The sequence below is a fragment of the Hyphomicrobium sp. genome (assembly GCF_036262015.1).
GTDB lineage: Bacteria > Pseudomonadota > Alphaproteobacteria > Rhizobiales > Hyphomicrobiaceae > Hyphomicrobium_C.
On record NZ_DATAJR010000009.1, the window covers coordinates 396,689 to 412,875 of the forward strand.

A 16,187-nucleotide genomic window follows, 5' to 3' on the forward strand; every position below is an offset into this window, starting at 1 on the left:
CAGAAAGTTTCCTGTCATTCAATTACTATCTACTACTATTAAGAAAATATTCCTGCTGTGAAAATTTTTGTTACCCACGCCGCCACTTTTCGTAATTCATGCGGGCGATCCTGTAGGCATCCGGAATGGAGAGTGCCCAGACGAACAGTCCCAGCGCCGAGCGTCCGATGAAAGATTGCTCGGGGGTAGTCGTGTGCCAGGACACCAGCGCCAGCAGCAGCGCAAAGAATGCGAAGCCGAATCCCCGCTGCGGCTGGCCGATGGCAACGTGACCTGCGCCTGGCATCAGAACCGCGAATGCAAGAACCATGTATGGATTGATGGGAGCGCGGGTCTCAGTCATGCCGCGACGCTTTCTTGAGCAAAAGCAGCGGCATGCAAGCTCTCAATTTGGCGAAGAACGGACTGGAGCGCTGCAGCCGGCACCGCCCCCTTGTCAAAAACTGCCTGTCTCAGCAGCAAATGATCACCGCGGCGGCCCTCGTCGGCTTGGCGGATGATGCGCAGACCCTGGCGGGTCACTGCGATTTCCTTGACAAGCGGGTCCTGCAGGATGTCTGCGATCGGACCAGATAATTTTGCGAGCAGTGCGCTGGCCCTTGCGGTTTCACCGCGAATGATGACTTCTGAAGGAAAGCCCGCCGGTGGTTCGATGACGTGCTCGAACTCGCCCGTGAGGCTGTAGAATTCATAGTTCGATGGCCGCACGAGAATTGCGAATCCGGCGTTGGCCGGCATGCGCGCGAGAACCGTTGTTTGAAGCCAGAGCTGCGGCAGCCGGCGCATGGTCATCGTATCGCAGATAAGACGCACGTCGACGTTGCGGTCTCCAATGCGTCCGCTGATGCGCGGGAAGCTGTCGCCTTCATGAGAGAGGGTATGACGATCGAAGAGGCTGGTGCATTGGCCGAGCAGAGCTGCGCGGCTCGCTCTCAACGCCCGGTGGTCCCTCACGGCGATCCAGCCGAGGGTCCCTGTAATAGTGCAGACAATCAAAGCCGTTGAAATGAGCGACACGTGTTGGATGCCTTCAATTCAGTTTCGGTTCTGCAGTTTTTTTTGGGGGGGCGCGCGGCAGTAATTCCTGCCGCGCGCCAATCTTAGTGCCGATCAGTAGCCAACCGGCTTCGGCCACGGCATCGTGAACTGCGCGCCGCGCTTCACGAACTTGTAGCGATGGAACGCGAACCACAGCGAGGCGACGATGTAGAACACGAGCATCGCGACGAGCTGCGTGCCGTAGCCCAGGAACACCGCAAAGTACGTTGCGGAGCACAGGAGCAGGAGCACGATCGCCGGCAGCGGATGGAACGGGTGCACATAGCCCCGATTGATCGTGCCGAGCGGCCACTTCTGGCGGAACATCATGACGTTGATCGCCATGAACGTGTACTCGAGCAGACCCGACAGGATCGAGAACGTGATCACCTGATCGAGCGGTGCGAAGTACGCGAACACAAGCGCCACCGGCACAAGGAACACGATCGAGCGGTAAGGCGTGCGATACTTCGGATGCACGGCACCGAACACCTGCGGCAGATAACGGTCGCGGCCCATGGAGAACCAGGCGCGCGAGGCGTCATTGATGCAACCGTTGGCGGAAGCCAGCGTCGAGAAGATGGTGCCGATGAAGAGGAGCACCATGAGTACGGTGGAGTCAGTAAGACGGGCCGCATCGAACAGCGGTGTCACAGCCTGCCCCAAGTACTCCCACGGCATCAGACCCACGCAGACATACCAGGTCATGGTCGCTGCGATGAGAAGCGTGATGATGCCGGTCATCGTGCCGAGAGGCAGAGCGCGCGCAGGCGAGCGAACCTCTTCGGCGGCCTGTGTCGTTCCCTCGATGCCGAGGTAATACCACATGCCGAAGTGAAGTGCGGCCAGCACGCCGAGCCACCCGTAGGGCAGGCCGGTCAACAGCTGGTCATGCTTCATGTAGGCGCCGGTCCAAGGCTGAACCGAGAAGAAGAGGATCAGAATGGCGATGAAGGCGATAGCCGTGATCACGAGATTGAACGTCAACGTGGCGTACACGCCGCGATAGTTCAGCCATGCGAGGAACATGATCGTGAGCACGATGAACGGCTTGTCGTGCGTGTCCGCAAAACCAGCCATCGATCCCACCGTCTGCACGAGGTAGCCCAGCGTGATAGCATTGGCTGCTTCGAGCATGGTGTAGGCGAAGACGAGGAACAAGCCCACATTGAAGGCCATCAAGGGCCCGACGATGTGCTTGGCTTGCGCGTACTGGCCGCCTGCTGCGGCGACCGTGGAAGTCACCTCAGAGTCGATCATGGCGACGCAGGTATAGAGAAGGCCTGCAACCCAGCAGGCGATCAGAGCAGCGAGTGCGCCGCCCTTTCCGACTGCGAAGTTCCAGCCCATGTACTCGCCGACGAGCACGATACCGACGCCGAGTGCCCAGACGTGGCCGGGACCCAGCACGCGAAGCAGCGAGATTTTCTCGCCGTGAACGGCAGTTGTCTGAGTCACCGGTCGCCTCCCTGGTGGGTCGGGTCGATGACCAGGCCGTCTTCGATCTCGCCTTCCTGAGACGAGTTCAGAAGTGCTTCGGAGTAGGTCCGATCGGTGCGGATCAGATCAATCAGCATCCACAGACCGAGGAGCGCAGAGAGGCCCCAGGCTGCGTATTCGAGCAATTGGAAGTTGTTCATGGGATCCCCTCCCTCACTTGTTGTTGAACTTCTCGTCGATCACTTCGCGGTACTCTTTCCGCGACCAATGAAAGACGATGTAGAAGTATGCGAGCACGCAAAACGCCGTGAAACCGAGCTCGAGGGGATTGAAGGTGTAATCGAAGCGAGCTGCAATTAGCTCGGCTGCCGATGTGGGATTCTCCTCGGTCTTGGGACCGGGGGTGAATCCGAGTTTCTCCCACTGCGCCTGCATGGTGGCGTTCTGGCCCATGCCTTGCCAGCTCGTATCCTTGAGCTCGAGCGCAGTTTTTCCGCCGCCGGCGAGGCCGAGATACAGCGGAACGAACAACGCCATCATCACGAGCGCCAGGAGGAAGAGGGAATCAAAGACTTGACCGAACGCGGACTGCTTCGGCGGCTGATAGGGTGCTTTTCTCATGGCTCACCTCGACTCCTTCGACTTCTTCATTTCGTCGAGGTAGTGGATGTCGAGCCCGTAGATGTGCTCCTTGTCTTCGGAATAATGCTTGATCATTGCGAAGATCGACGCCGTGTTGAACAGCAGCACAAGGCCGCCGGCGACAGCGAGCGCCTGAATCACGCCGTCGGTGCTGGGCGCCAACAAGATGCGTGAGAAGACGAAGGCGTAGGTGCACCACAGCACGAGAACTGCGCCGAACGCCCAAAGGCGGTCGCCGGAGAACATCGAATGGATGCGTGGATCGGGTATTTTTTGTTGCATAAGCTCCCCCTTGCGAGATGGATGCAGCGTTCACTCCAATAGTTGCCTGTGAGGCAATCTTTTTTTATGTGCGGAAACGTTCTGCGGCGGGCTGCCGCACTTGTCAAGGGTAGTTGATGCACCAGTACGCGGACCCAACACCAAAATGCTTGTCTTTCTGGGAGTTGAACCCTCAGAAAATTTCTTGAAAAAGGTAAATCGGGGGGCGGCGCTCCAGAGCCCTTTGGGCAGCGGCAGGCAAGCCAGTCGGCTTCAGGCTATTTCGGTCATCTGCCAGCCGCACATCGATGGGAGCGTCGCGCTTGACCTGTTGGCAGGCATTCGAAATGCGCGATGCGGGGCTCCCAGCTGGGGTTTCACTCAGTCATCTGTTGCCAAAGCTCGCGCGATCGTGGTTCGATAAGATGCTCATTGTCTGCAATCATTCCGGCATTTCAATTCGGCGGATCTTTACGAGCCCTGCCCGCTCGTTCAGAAGTTTTTGGTATCTCGGGCATTTTGGGGGCTATTGCCGGATATGAACCAGAAATCGGAAAGCGCCTTGAAAAAAAGCCAGCCTGCCGATGTCACCTCAGCGGAGCCGCCGCCCGAAAAGGGGCGCAAGCCGCTGTCTGCCGAGGAATTTTCCGAGGTGCTGCGAAAGATGGATCCGAAGGAGCAAGATCCGCACGCGTTGCACGGCTCCCGTGACAGCATGCTCGAGGTGGCCATTGGCCGTGAGGTGCGCGCGTTCAGGAACAAGCTCGGCATCACGGCGTCGGACCTCGCCCGCTCGGCGGGACTTTCACTCGGTATGCTGTCGAAGATCGAAAACGGCGTCACGAGCGCGTCGTTGACGACGCTGCAACGACTCTCCAAAGCGCTTGGTGTTCCCGTCACCGCGCTTTTCCGGCGTTTCGAAGAGCGCCGCGATGCGGTGTTCGTTTCGGCCGGGCAAGGGTTGCTGATCGAACGGCGCGGCACGCGCGCCGGCCACCAGTATCAACTGCTCGGACACACCGGCGGTCTTTCGGGCGGTGTCGTGGTCGAGCCATATCTCATCACACTTACGGAGGAATCCGACGTATTCCCCCTCTTCCAGCACGGCGGTCTTGAATTGATCTATGTGCTCGAGGGCGAAGTCGTTTATCGGCATGCCGATAAACTGTACCCGATGAAACCCGGCGACAGCCTGTTTTTCGATGCCGATGCGCCGCACGGACCAGAAGAGCTTGTGCAGCTTCCGATCCGCTTCCTGTCCGTCATCAGTTACGCCCGCGAATTGCCCTGACGTCTCTCACGCTCACTCGATAGCTTGAAAAGCCGCCGCGTAATCGACCCGCCCGGTGCTGACAGTCAGTATGCGTCCGCTTAGGGAAAGCGCCATAAAATACGGCCCAGCATACGGCGAACTAAAGCCGCTTGCCGTGGCGGTGCTGAATCCGAAGCGCGCGTAGTATTCAGGCTCACCTAAAACGAAAACCGCCTCCCAACCCGCTGCGCGCGCACGCTCCAATCCCCGACTGATCAACAGGCTTCCGATCCCCTGCCCTTGGCGATCCGCCGCGACGGCGACCGGCCCAAGGCCAAGCGCTTTGACGGGTGCGCTCATGGGAGAGAACACGAGGTGGCCAATGACATCTTGTCCGTCGATCGCAGCAAGGCCGATTTCGATGTCGCTGTCCGCGCGCAAGCGCTCAACGAGATCCGCTTCGACAGGCGACGGAAAAGCCTGCAAGAGCACGGCGCGAATGGCGCCATAGAGATCCGGCGTTTCCGAACGAATTGCGACGCCGGTCACGTCAACGCCGCCTGAAGGCCACGCACGAAAGACGACAAGCCGGTCATGCGCTCGCGGCGGAGACGTTCGGCCGACAGGATCGCGCGCAGCGCAGCGCTGCTGTCCGCAAGATCCGCGTTGACGATCACGTAGTCGTATTCGGCCCAATGACTGATCTCGGCAGAGGCGGCCGCCATCCGTTTGGCCACGACCTCATCGGGATCCTGCGCGCGCTGGCGCAACCGCTGCCCCAAAGCTTCGCTAGACGGCGGAAGGACGAAAACCCGGACAAGATCGCCGGCCATGCGCTCGGAAAGTTGCTGGGTGCCCTGCCAGTCGATATCGAACAGCACATCGCGCCCTTCGGCAATCGCTTGCTCGATCGGCGCCCGGGGCGTTCCATAGAAGTTGCCGAAAACGGTCGCCCACTCGAGAAGCTGATCTTTTTCGACCATATCCTGGAACTGGGGTTCGGTGACAAACCAGTAGTCGCGTCCATCGACTTCGCCGGGTCGAGGCTGGCGCGTGGTGACGGAGACCGAGAGGCGGATGTGCGGATCCGCATCGAGCAACGCTCGCGCGAGCGAAGTTTTTCCTGCGCCCGACGGTGAGGAGAGCACCAGCAGCAAGCCGCGCCTCTCGACCTTCGGATTCTCGCTCGTCATACCCCGTTCTCCAGCCGCCCTTGCGCCCGCGAATTCTTCACGATTGAGGCCGATTTCACCGAACGATTGGAAACTCCAAATCGCGCCAGCCGACTGATAGGGCTTTGGCCACGGCGGGTCCAGGCCCTTTGCGCGCGCCTCGCCTTTTGGCCCGCGTGGTGCAGCTATTCGATGTTTTGGACCTGCTCGCGCATCTGGTCGATGACCACCTTGAGCGCCAGTCCGGCATGCGCAATTTCCTGATCCGCAGCCTTCGAGGTCAAGGTATTGGCCTCGCGGTTGAACTCCTGCGCCAGGAAATCCAGCTTACGTCCGATGGCCCCCTGATCCCGCAGAAGACCGCGTGCCGCTTCGACATGGGCCTTCAAGCGCTTCAGTTCCTCCTCCACATCAGCGCGTGTTGCGAGCAGTACAGCTTCCTGATGCAGACGAGCCGGATCCAGCCCCGGCCCCGTCTCGATGAGGCGTGCCACTTGGTCCGCGAGGCGCTTGCGGATCGCGTCTACGGATCGTGCCGGCGAGACTTCCACGGCTTGGGTGAGACGTGCGATCTCATCGATCTGGCGGCCGAGAACATCCTTCAGGCGCCCGCCCTCTTCGCGCCGTGCCGTGACGAGCGCGCTGAGAGCCGTGTCGAGGCTATCGAGAACGGCTGATTGTTCGACAGCCAGCTTCTCCTCGTCCTCGGCTTCGTCGGCGACATCGAGAACGCCTTTCAACCCAAGCAGCGTTTCCACGCGCGGCGTCTCTGCGCCGATGTCCCGGCTCAGTTTCGTGGCAATCGCGAGAACGCGCTCAAGCGCGGCTTGGTTGATGCGGATGTCACCCAGGTCTTTGCGGCGGGCCACAGACAGGCTGGCGTTGACGCTGCCGCGCGAAATTGCCTTGGCGATGCGATCTCTCACTTTCGGCTCGATCGCTTCGAAGCCGGGCGGCAGGCGCAGGCGCAGATCCAGGCCCCGATTGTTCACGCTGCGCAGCTCCCAATGCCAGACGGTACCGTCAACGGCCCCGTCGCTGCGCGCAAATCCTGTCATGCTTTGAAGAGACATGGAGACATCCGATATTGGTCCGGCCCTCACTGCAATGTGCCGGTCGTTGCAGAGCGAAGACGAGGTTCCGCAGCCGCGCGCAACACGTACGCGCCTCGCCAGAGACCCGCAAGAGGGAGCGGCATTACTGCTTTTTGGGTTTTCGGATGGGCGGCGGAATGGCCGATGCCGAGGCTGCCGTGGGCGCCGCTGGCTTTTCGCTGGCGTCCGCCGTTGCCGGAGCTTCGGCCGCAGCGTCCTCAGCCGGCGGGTTCGGAATTTCCGCAACCGGATTTTTGGCCTGACCACCGGCCGCCGTGCCCGCGGGGACATCCTTTCCGGCTGCCGCCTGACGCGCCCTGATTTCCTTCTCCATCTTTCGCCAGTTAGCGACGGCCGCATTGTGATCTTTCAGCGTCGCCGTGAAGATGTGTCCGCCGGTGCCGTCTGCGACGAAGAAAAGGTCGCCATGTTCGGACGGATTAAGGGCTGCTTCGAGTGCAGGGCGTCCCGGGTTGCAGATCGGCGTCGGCGGCAGACCTTTGATCTGGTAGGTGTTGTGTGCGTTCTTGGTGTCCTTCTCGGACTGCAGGATCGGCTTACCCCAGGAAACGCCACCGCCGTAGATGCCGTAGAGAATGGTCGGATCAGACTGAAGCGGCATACCCTTTTTCAGTCGATTGACGAATACACCCGCAATGCGCTCGCGCTCGTCTGCGCGGCCCGTTTCTTTCTCGATGATTGAGGCCATGACAACGGCCTGGGCGGCATTTTCAAACGGAAGTGCCGCCTGCCTGCGGGTCCATGCGGCTTCCAGCACCTGCTTCTGCTTGAGCTGCATGCGGTCCAGCAGCTCCTGGCGCGCCATGCCCTTCTCGATGCTGTAGGTCTCGGGCAGGAGCGAGCCCTCCGCGGGAATCTGCGTGACCTCGCCGGTGAGGTTTTCCTCGCCCTTCAGCCGCTCGACAATCTGCTGGCTCGTAAGGCCCTCCGGGATCGTGACCTTGTACAGGACGGACTTGCCGTCCGAGAGGATCTCCATCACCTCGCGGATGCTGACGCCAGGCTTGAAAAGGTATTCGCCCGCCTTGAGTGAGATCTCTCCGGGGTGCATGCGCGATTGTACGAGGTAGTTCACCATGAAAGCCCAGCGGCTCGACACGACGCCTTCGCGCTCGAGGCTGTCGGCAATGTCGTTGCTGCTTGCGCCCTTCGGAACGACGACGGTTTCGGTGAGGGTCAGAGGTCCAGGCTTGGTGTACAGATGTCCGACGAGCAGCGTCAGACCGCCGACCGTGAGCATGGCCACGAGAAGGATCGTCATGATCCCGCTCACGACACGCGCAAGGCCCGACACCACGCGCGATTCCTTGCGCTGACGAGCACCGTGCGGGCGCGGCGGTGCGCGGCCCGGCTCCAAGGCTTCGGCTGGGCTTCTCGGGCGTACACCGTCACGCCGCGACAGCGTGTGCGGTACTTCCCGGCGAAGTTTACTCATCGACCAGCTCCCGTCTCGCGTCCCCTCCCGTCGCGCCGTCCCCACGCTCGCGATGGTCAATCTTCGTCAATCGGCGACGTGACCTTGGGATTGTGGCAAAACCCCGGTCAAGCGCGGGGACTGCCAGCTACGGCGCGCATCATCGGGCGAGGCTCGCTTTGCGTCAAAGCGATTCAACGGCCTAGCCTACGCCAGCAGTTGGTAAACCTTGGAAAAATGGCCACTGCCGGATCACATCGCCCGGATCAGCAATCGCCGATGGGCTCAAGCCACCTTGCGCATAACGAGCGAGGCGTTGGTGCCGCCGAAGCCGAAGGAGTTCGACAGGACCGTGTTGATCTCGCGTTTGCGTGGCGTGTGCGGCACGAGATCGATGGCGGTCTCGACCGACGGATTGGTGAGATTCAGGGTCGCGGGCGCGATCTGATCACGAATTGCCAAGACCGAGAACACGGCTTCCACAGCGCCAGCGGCACCAAGGAGGTGTCCGATCGACGACTTGGTCGACGACATCGAGACTTTGGCCTGCGTGTTGCCGAACAAGCGCTCGACAGCGCCGAGCTCGATCTCGTCGCCCATGGGCGTCGAGGTGCCGTGCGCGTTGATGTAGTCGATGTCGCTCGGAGAGATGCCAGCGTTCTTCAGGGCCGCGCGCATGCAGCGGAACGCGCCGTCGCCCGTCTCCGAAGGCGCCGTGATGTGGTAGGCGTCGCCCGACATACCGTAGCCGATCACTTCGGCGTAGATCTTTGCGCCGCGGGCTACGGCGTGCTCATAGCTTTCAAGAACGACGACGCCGGCGCCCTCGCCCATGACGAACCCATCGCGGTCCTTGTCATAGGGGCGCGAAGCTTCGGTCGGGCGATCGTTGAAGCCGCTCGAGAGTGCGCGGCAGGCCACGAAGCCGACCATCCCGATGCGGCAGACCGAGCTTTCGGTGCCGCCCGCGACCATCACCTCGGCGTCACCCAGCGCAACGATGCGTGCGGCATCGCCGATCGCATGTGTGCCCGTGGCGCAAGCCGTCACGACGGCGTGGTTGGGTCCCTTCAGGTCGTGTTTGATGGAGACGTATCCGCCCGCGAGGTTGATCAGTCGGCCGGGAATGAAGAACGGAGAAACGCGGCGGGCGCCCTTCTCCTTGAGTAGGATCGACGTATCCGCGATGCCGGACAGGCCGCCGATGCCAGAGCCGATGAGAACGCCGGTCGTTTCCTGCTTCTCGGGCGTGTCGGCTTTCCAGTTGGCGTCCGCGAGCGCCTGATCGGCAGCGGCGACGGCATAGACGATGAAGTCGTCGACCTTGCGCTGCTCCTTGGGCTCCATCCAATCATCGGGATTGAACTTGCCTTCGGCGGTCGGCCCGCGCGGTACGAAATTCGCGATCTGGCATGAGAGGTCGGCGACCTCGAACTCCTCGATGCGCCGGGCGCCGCTTTTTCCCGCAAGCAGGTTGCCCCAGGCTGCCTCAACTCCACATCCGACAGGAGTGACAAGACCAAGCCCAGTGATGACGACGCGGCGCATGGTTTTCATGTCAGTTCCATCGGTGAAGAGAGAAGCCCCATCAAGCCCAGCTGGCTGTGCCTGGCGGGGTCCCCGTGTTGCTGCGAGGCGCGGTGCCGCCGGCCTGCTCGTTTCGCTCCATCTGCGCACAGATGGGGCCTCGACGGACAGGAAACCGGCTCACTTACGCGAGTTCAAGGCGCTCCAGGCGCCTCGAACGCGATTGTTTCCGAAACCGTTCGGCCGTTAGGCAGCGGTGGCGTTCTTCTCGAGGAATTTCACGGCATCGCCAACCGTGAGAATGTGCTCGGCGGCATCGTCCGGGATCTCGCACCCGAACTCTTCCTCGAATGCCATCACCAGCTCGACCGTATCAAGGCTGTCGGCGCCGAGATCATCGATGAAGCTGGCGTTTTCCGTGACCTTGTCGGCCTCGACGCCAAGATGCTCAACTACGATCTTCTTCACGCGCTCTGCGACATCGCTCATCGTCTTCCCTCGTGTCCCTGCTCTATCTTCTGGTTGCTATCGTCTTCTGGGGTCCGTCGTCCACCGGGACGCTCTGGATTATTTTGCGCTATTCACCGCAAAAGCGGATTTCACTTTCCGGAAGCGCTTTCTTGATTCTCGTGCCTCTGATCGGAAAACCGGTTCCCACTTTTCCGGAAGCACTCTGAAAGTCAACGTCCAGTCTCGTCTCGGTGCTGGCGGCGCCATCAAGGTTCGTCTCCTAGACGATAGCGCGTGAGCGTCGATCGTTAGGGCTTTTCCCAATGGCGCGCAGCAAAAAAACGAGGCTCGTTAACATATCTCCCTAGGCTTGGCCAGCGCCGCCCCCCTGAGTTTCACGAGGTGAACTAGCCTCGGGAAGAGCGACACATTGCCCCCAGCCTGGCAGGCTCATGGCCGCTCAGCGCCGAATTAACCAAAACCTTCGTCAGATCATGGCCATGCCGCCGTTCACGTGCAGCGTTTGGCCGGTCACGTAACCAGCCTCGGTGCTGGCAAGGTAGACGGCTGCAGCCGCGATGTCATCGGGGCTGCCGAAGCGCTGCGCGGGAATGTGCTGCGAGATCTCGGCTTTCTGCTTGTCGTTCAGGACATCGGTCATCGCGGTCTGAATGAAGCCCGGTGCGATGCAGTTCGCGGTAATGCCGCGGTTCGCGACCTCTCGGGCGAGCGACTTGGTCATGCCGATCATGCCGGCCTTCGAGGCGGCATAGTTGCCCTGGCCCGGGTTGCCGATAATGCCCGACACCGACGAGACGTTGACGATGCGGCCGTAGCCGGTCTTCGAGCGCAGCATGTGGCGCGTTGCAGCGCGCATCAGCATGAAGGTGGACGTCAGGTTGACGGCGATCACGTCATCCCATTGCTCGTCCTTCATCACCATGAAGAGGTTGTCCTTGGTGAGACCAGCGTTGTTGACCAGGATGTCGACGCGCCCGAGCTTTGCGGCAGCCTCATCGATCAGCTTGGCGACGGCGGCCTTGTCGGCGAGATCGCACGGAACGACGTGGACACGATCGCCCAGCTCTTTTGCCAGTGTCTCGAGCTTATCGACCTGGCGGCCGGAAATCGCGACTTCGGCGCCAGCCTTGTGAAATGCGCGGGCAACGCCAGCGCCAATACCACCGGTGGCTCCGGTCACGAGTGCCTTCTTGCCGGTCAAATCGAACATGGTGTGAAATCCTTCTCGACAATGCGATGGCGCGCACTCGCGGCCATTGTTTCAGTGGGTGTCAGGCGAGTTTCGGAAGTGCGGCGTCGATATCGGCGGGCGTGCCAATGCTCGCGGCTTCGAGAGACTTCTCGATGCGTTTTGCGAGGCCCGCGAGAACCTTTCCGGATCCGATTTCGAACACCTCTGTCACCCCGTTTTGCGCGAGATAACCCACGCATTCGCGCCACCGAACGGTTCCAGTGACCTGCTCGACCAGAAGCCGGCGGATCTCATTGGGGTCGCTGACCGCGCTGGCCACGACGTTGGCGACGACAGGAACAACCGGCGGATTGATGGTGACCTTGGAGAGCGCATCGGCCATGGCTTCGGCAGCCGGCTGCATCAGCGCGCAGTGGAAGGGAGCGGACACGGGCAGCGGTACGGCGCGGCGAACACCATGGGCTTTGCCGATCTCAGCAACGCGGTCGATGGCAGCTTTCGCACCCGAAAGCACGACCTGCGTGGGCTCGTTATCGTTGGCGATCTGGCAGACGTCGCCCTGGGCGGCCTCGGCCGCAACCTTCTCGGCCGCGTCGACGCCGACACCGAGGAGCGCAACCATGGCGCCCTGCCCGACCGGCACCGCGGCCTGCATCGCCTTGCCGCGCAGCTTCAGCAAGCGGGCGGTATCGGCGAGCGAAAAGGCGCCGGCGGCGGCCAGTGCCGAATACTCGCCGAGGGAATGACCGGCGACGAACTTCGCGACATCGGCGAGCTTGATGCCCTTTTCGCGCTCGAGGACGCGCATGACGGCCATGGACACGGCCATGAGCGCGGGCTGCGCATTTTCGGTGAGCGTCAGCGTGTCGGCAGGGCCTTCCCACATGATGGCTGAAAGCTTCTGGCCGAGCGCGTCATCGACCTCGGCAAACACCTCACGGGCGGCCGGAAACGCATCGGCCAGCTCCTTGCCCATGCCGACTGCCTGGCTACCCTGGCCGGGAAATACGAATGCGCGTGCCACGCTGGCTCCTATGATGTTCCGTTGTGAGATGGTCCGTGCGGCCGCCCCGAGCGGGGTTCGACGGTCTGTGATCTGTCCGGCGTTTCGCCATGGCCAGGGCTCGATTGTCAAGACCCCGGGGGAACAGACCCGGCAGCGTCCGTATAATAGGGTATGAACTCGTCAGAACGTGCTGCGGCCTCTCTGACCGCCCTTATCCTTGACGTTTGAAGGAGATTTCCGATGGCCACTCCCATGCCTGCCCGACCGCCTTTCACTCCCCCGTCCGAGGCCGCACGCCGCGGCCTTCTCCACCACGGAATTGCATTTCTCGTGGTGGTGGCTCTGCTTGGGGCCTTCAATCTTTATATTGGCAAGCCTTATTGGGTCCTCTGGGTCCTACTCGGCTGGGGCGCTGGAGTCGCGCTGCACGCCTTTCTCACCTTAAGGCGTTGAGCGAGCAGAACATTTTTGGGGAGCTGGATCCGTACATCGATGAGGGGCCGCATGCTTTGGGCTCTCGGGTTGGCCGTCGCGGTCATCACCGGATACATCCTTGCGTGGCAATGGGATCTCCTTCCGCGTGAGGTCATCCGCACCGGCGTGATCCAGGCTACCGACGGCAAGACACTGAAAACGAGGCAGTTTTACAGGTCGACACGTCAGGATTTGTACAAGTTTCCCGGTGCCGGGCGTCTCAAGCGAGAAGTTGTATGGGAAGTTCAGCTTCCCAGCGGGCGCTGGGTCGACTGCGACGGTGATGACTGCATCGGCCCCTATCTGAGGTCCCGGCGATAGCTCTCTTTACCCTTGCTCCAGCGCCGAATTGCCGTATAAGTCGCGCCGTCACGCGCTTCGGTTGGAGGCTGAACGGGGCCGCGGAGCTATTTTCAGCTCGGCGGCAAGGTGTATTGGGCGAACGCCCGATTGTCCTGTTCCCCTGTGTCTCCGCTCTTTGAGTGCCTATTGGGCCTTTCTGGGGCTCATGAGGGGCTTTGCGCCGAAGCGAGGACGTGACCCGCACTCGCGGTCAACATCGAACGGAAGGGCCACGCATGCCGCTGTACGAGCATGTCTTCCTGGCACGCCAGGACGTATCACAACAGCAGGTCGAGGCGATGACGAAGGAATATTCCGACGTCATCACGGAACTCGGCGGCAAGATCACCAAGACCGAATACTGGGGTCTCAAGGGTCTCGCATTCAAGATCAAGAAGAGCCGTAAGGCGCACTATTCGCTGCTCAACATCGAGGCCCCCGCTGCTGCGGTCGCCGAGATGGAGCGCCGCATGAGCCTGTCGACGGACGTCATCCGCTTCCTGACCCTGCGCATGGAGGAGCTCGAGTCCGAGCCGTCCGTCATGATGCGCAAGCAGGATCGCGAGGAGCGCGGCGCTGATCGCGGTGGTTTCCGCGGTGGCGGCGGCGACCGTGGCGGTTTCCGCGGCGGCGATCGCGGTGGTTTCCGCGGTGGCGACCGTGGCGGTTTCGGTGGCGGCGGCGGCGCCGAGGGCGGCTCGACGTTCCGCGCCCGTCCGCCCCGCGAAGGCGGCGACTCGCGTCCGCCGCGTGATGGCGACCGTGGTCCGCGTCCGCCGCGCGAAGGTGGTGATCGCGGTCCGCGCCCGCCGTTTAGAGACAACAAGCCGGGCGGCAGCACCGGATCGGAGGGCTAATCGATGGCTGAGATTCAAGAAATCGCCGCTCGCCGGCCGTTCCACCGCCGCCGCAAGACCTGCCCGTTCTCGGGCGATCAGGCACCGAAGATCGACTACAAGGACGTTCGCACACTCGGCCGTTACATCTCCGAGCGCGGCAAGATCGTCCCGTCGCGGATCACGGCCGTTTCGGCCAAGAAGCAGCGCGAGCTGGCACGTGCCATCAAGCGCGCCCGCTTCCTGGGCCTTCTCCCCTACGTGCTGAAGTAATCAGCCAGGGTTCTTACTTGGGTTGGGTGAGCGGGGCGAAAGCCCCCTCCCCCTAACCGCATCGGATGCGGGACAGCTGAGACAATGAATAAAATGCTCCTAGCAGGTGCTGGCCTCGGGCTGGTTGCGGCGGTGGTTTTTGCCTCCGCAACCACGGGGCCGGTTTTTGTCCGCTTCCTGCTGATGTTCCTCACGCCGCTGCCGATTGCTCTCGCCGGTTTGGGCTGGGGTTGGCGCTCTGCCGTCGTCGCGGGCATCGCGGGCAGCGCCGTCGTCCTTCTGTTTGCGAGCCCCGTCGTTGCAGCTGCGTTCGCAGTTACGCAGGCCGTGCCGATGGCCGTTCTGACATATCTTGCGCTTTTGAGCCGCCCGCTTGCCGAGAGCAGCATTGCTGCCGGGGACGACGGCTCAGGCGTCGAATGGTATCCCGCCGGCCGTATCGTCATCTGGTCGGCCGTTCTGGCTGGCCTCATGGGTATCGGTACGCTCATGCTGCTCGGCGGCGATCTCGAAACACTTCGCAAGGCCCTTGCCGAGTTCATTAAGACCGCAATTGCGTCTTCCGGCCTTCCCGGCGCCGAAAGTCAGACGCAGGTCAGCGATGCGGAAATCACCGCACTCTCCGAGATCGCACTTTCGATGCTTCCTGGTGCATCCGCGATGTCGTGGATGGGCAGCCTGCTGTTCAATCTCTGGCTGGCGGGCCGCGTGACGCTGGCCTCAGGGCAACTCGGCAGGCCATGGCCGGATCTCGCCGCGATCACATATCCGCAGGGGACGCCGCTCGCGTTTGGCATCATGCTGCTCGCGACGATGCTGTCGGGCTATGCGGGCCTTGCTGCCTCGGCGTTCGCAGGCGGGCTGCTGGTCGCCTATCTCCTCATGGGCCTCGCCATTCTGCACTATACGACGCGCGGCCGTTCTTGGCGTCCGTTCGCCCTGTGGGCCCTCTACGGCATGCTCCTCGTCGTGAATGTCTGGATTGCGATTCCGATCGCCATGCTCGGCCTTGCCGAGACCATCTTCCACCTCCGGGCACGCTCCGCCGCGCCGCCCGGCTCGCCTCCGCTTCCACCCAACTCTTGAATATCGTCAAAGGAGATTTCGTTATGCAGGTCATTCTACTCCAGCGCATCGGCCGCCTCGGCCAGATGGGCGACGTCGTCAACGTGAAGGACGGCTACGCGCGCAACTTCCTGCTGCCGCAGAAGAAGGCACTGCGCGCCACGAAGGAGAACATCGCTCACTTCGAGACCCAGCGCGTGCACCTCGAAGCCAACAACCTCGAGCTCAAGAAGGAAGCCGAAGCCGTCGCCACCAAGCTCGAAGGCAAGGTGTTCACGGCTATCCGCTCGGCCGGTGACACGGGTCAGCTCTACGGTTCGGTCTCGACCCGCGATCTCGCCGATGCGATCACGGCCGGCGGCTTCACCGTCGACCGCCGTCAGGTCGTGCTCGAGCGCCCGATCAAGACGCTTGGCCTGCACGAGACCAAAGTTGCCCTTCATCCGGAAGTCGTCGTGAAGGTCGTCCTGAACGTCGCCCGCTCGGAAGAAGAGGCTGAAAAGCAGGCCCGCGGCGAAAACGTCACCGTGATCAAGGACGAGGCACTCGAGCTCGAGACGTTCAATCCGGATGCGGTGTTCGAAGAGGGCGCTGCTCCGGCCGCCGAGGGCGAGGAATAAGCTTCGGCCTTACGGCATTGGCGCTTTTGAACGGCGGTCGCGACCCT

21 protein-coding genes are annotated in these 16,187 nt (G+C 61.9%); 7 read left to right on the top strand and 14 right to left on the bottom strand.

Annotated features, from left to right (window positions below; all coding sequences use genetic code 11):
* Positions 1-70: 70 nt before the first annotated feature.
* From VHO05_RS17390 to VHO05_RS17415, 6 genes are all read right to left on the bottom strand, one after another.
* The gene (locus tag VHO05_RS17390) at positions 71-343 is read right to left on the bottom strand and encodes a hypothetical protein (protein WP_329647881.1); all 273 of its coding nucleotides are present in this window, start codon (positions 341-343) and stop codon (positions 71-73) included.
* A complete protein-coding gene (locus VHO05_RS17395) occupies positions 340-1,017 on the bottom strand; it encodes a hypothetical protein (protein ID WP_329647882.1) in 678 nt (225 codons plus the stop codon). Before VHO05_RS17395 ends, VHO05_RS17390 begins: the two co-directional genes overlap by 4 nt.
* A 93-nt stretch (positions 1,018-1,110) precedes the next feature.
* The gene (locus VHO05_RS17400; RefSeq protein WP_329647883.1) at positions 1,111-2,496 is read right to left on the bottom strand and encodes an APC family permease; all 1,386 of its coding nucleotides are present in this window, start codon (positions 2,494-2,496) and stop codon (positions 1,111-1,113) included.
* Positions 2,493-2,678, bottom strand: coding sequence for a hypothetical protein (locus VHO05_RS17405; protein WP_329647884.1), 186 nt, complete (start codon positions 2,676-2,678; stop codon positions 2,493-2,495). The genes VHO05_RS17400 and VHO05_RS17405 overlap by 4 nt, the downstream gene beginning before the upstream one ends.
* Positions 2,679-2,691: 13 nt before the next feature.
* Entirely contained in the window at positions 2,692-3,099 is a 408-nt protein-coding gene (locus VHO05_RS17410; protein ID WP_329647885.1) for a hypothetical protein, read from the bottom strand.
* 3 nt (positions 3,100-3,102) lie between these two features.
* Entirely contained in the window at positions 3,103-3,402 is a 300-nt protein-coding gene (locus VHO05_RS17415; protein WP_329647886.1) for a hypothetical protein, read from the bottom strand.
* Between the two features lie 643 nt (positions 3,403-4,045).
* On the opposite strand from VHO05_RS17415, the gene VHO05_RS17420 reads away from it, so the two are divergent.
* Positions 4,046-4,672 (top strand): XRE family transcriptional regulator, encoded by a 627-nt coding sequence (locus VHO05_RS17420; protein WP_329648192.1) that lies wholly within the window; start codon positions 4,046-4,048, stop codon positions 4,670-4,672.
* Positions 4,673-4,684: 12 nt separating this feature from the next.
* Here VHO05_RS17420 and VHO05_RS17425 read toward each other — a convergent pair whose 3' ends face one another.
* The 8 genes from VHO05_RS17425 to fabD form a co-directional block, all read right to left on the bottom strand.
* On the bottom strand, positions 4,685-5,182 hold the full coding sequence (locus VHO05_RS17425) for an N-acetyltransferase (RefSeq protein ID WP_329647887.1): 498 nt from the start codon (positions 5,180-5,182) through the stop codon (positions 4,685-4,687).
* The gene (gene gmk / locus VHO05_RS17430; protein ID WP_329647888.1) at positions 5,179-5,826 is read right to left on the bottom strand and encodes a guanylate kinase; all 648 of its coding nucleotides are present in this window, start codon (positions 5,824-5,826) and stop codon (positions 5,179-5,181) included. The genes VHO05_RS17425 and gmk overlap by 4 nt, the downstream gene beginning before the upstream one ends.
* 164 nt (positions 5,827-5,990) lie before the next feature.
* Complete coding sequence (locus VHO05_RS17435) at positions 5,991-6,878, bottom strand: YicC/YloC family endoribonuclease (protein WP_329647889.1); 888 nt, start codon at positions 6,876-6,878, stop codon at positions 5,991-5,993.
* Positions 6,879-7,002: 124 nt separating this feature from the next.
* On the bottom strand, positions 7,003-8,355 hold the full coding sequence (gene mltG / locus VHO05_RS17440; RefSeq protein ID WP_329647890.1) for an endolytic transglycosylase MltG: 1,353 nt from the start codon (positions 8,353-8,355) through the stop codon (positions 7,003-7,005).
* 264 nt (positions 8,356-8,619) lie between these two features.
* The gene (fabF, locus tag VHO05_RS17445; RefSeq protein WP_329648193.1) at positions 8,620-9,882 is read right to left on the bottom strand and encodes a beta-ketoacyl-ACP synthase II; all 1,263 of its coding nucleotides are present in this window, start codon (positions 9,880-9,882) and stop codon (positions 8,620-8,622) included.
* 225 nt (positions 9,883-10,107) lie between these two features.
* A complete protein-coding gene (locus VHO05_RS17450; RefSeq protein WP_020086632.1) occupies positions 10,108-10,350 on the bottom strand; it encodes an acyl carrier protein in 243 nt (80 codons plus the stop codon).
* A gap of 448 nt (positions 10,351-10,798) precedes the next feature.
* The gene (gene fabG / locus VHO05_RS17455) at positions 10,799-11,542 is read right to left on the bottom strand and encodes a 3-oxoacyl-[acyl-carrier-protein] reductase (protein ID WP_329647891.1); all 744 of its coding nucleotides are present in this window, start codon (positions 11,540-11,542) and stop codon (positions 10,799-10,801) included.
* Between the two features lie 61 nt (positions 11,543-11,603).
* Complete coding sequence (fabD, locus tag VHO05_RS17460; RefSeq protein ID WP_329647892.1) at positions 11,604-12,548, bottom strand: ACP S-malonyltransferase; 945 nt, start codon at positions 12,546-12,548, stop codon at positions 11,604-11,606.
* 222 nt (positions 12,549-12,770) lie between these two features.
* On the opposite strand from fabD, the gene VHO05_RS17465 reads away from it, so the two are divergent.
* The 6 genes from VHO05_RS17465 (at position 12,771) to rplI (ending at position 16,140) form a co-directional block, all read left to right on the top strand.
* Positions 12,771-12,983, top strand: a complete 213-nt coding sequence (locus VHO05_RS17465; protein ID WP_329647893.1) for a 2TM domain-containing protein — start codon at positions 12,771-12,773, stop codon at positions 12,981-12,983.
* A gap of 51 nt (positions 12,984-13,034) precedes the next feature.
* Positions 13,035-13,325, top strand: coding sequence for a hypothetical protein (locus VHO05_RS17470; RefSeq protein WP_329647894.1), 291 nt, complete (start codon positions 13,035-13,037; stop codon positions 13,323-13,325).
* A 257-nt stretch (positions 13,326-13,582) separates the two neighbouring features.
* A complete protein-coding gene (rpsF, locus tag VHO05_RS17475) occupies positions 13,583-14,203 on the top strand; it encodes a 30S ribosomal protein S6 (RefSeq protein WP_329647895.1) in 621 nt (206 codons plus the stop codon).
* Positions 14,204-14,206: 3 nt separating this feature from the next.
* Positions 14,207-14,455, top strand: a complete 249-nt coding sequence (gene rpsR / locus VHO05_RS17480) for a 30S ribosomal protein S18 (RefSeq protein ID WP_020086627.1) — start codon at positions 14,207-14,209, stop codon at positions 14,453-14,455.
* An 84-nt stretch (positions 14,456-14,539) separates the two neighbouring features.
* Positions 14,540-15,541: a DUF2232 domain-containing protein gene (locus VHO05_RS17485; protein WP_329647896.1), complete on the top strand. Its 1,002-nt coding sequence runs from the start codon at positions 14,540-14,542 to the stop codon at positions 15,539-15,541.
* 23 nt (positions 15,542-15,564) lie between these two features.
* Entirely contained in the window at positions 15,565-16,140 is a 576-nt protein-coding gene (gene rplI, locus VHO05_RS17490; protein ID WP_329647897.1) for a 50S ribosomal protein L9, read from the top strand.
* The last annotated feature ends 47 nt before the right edge of the window (positions 16,141-16,187 follow it).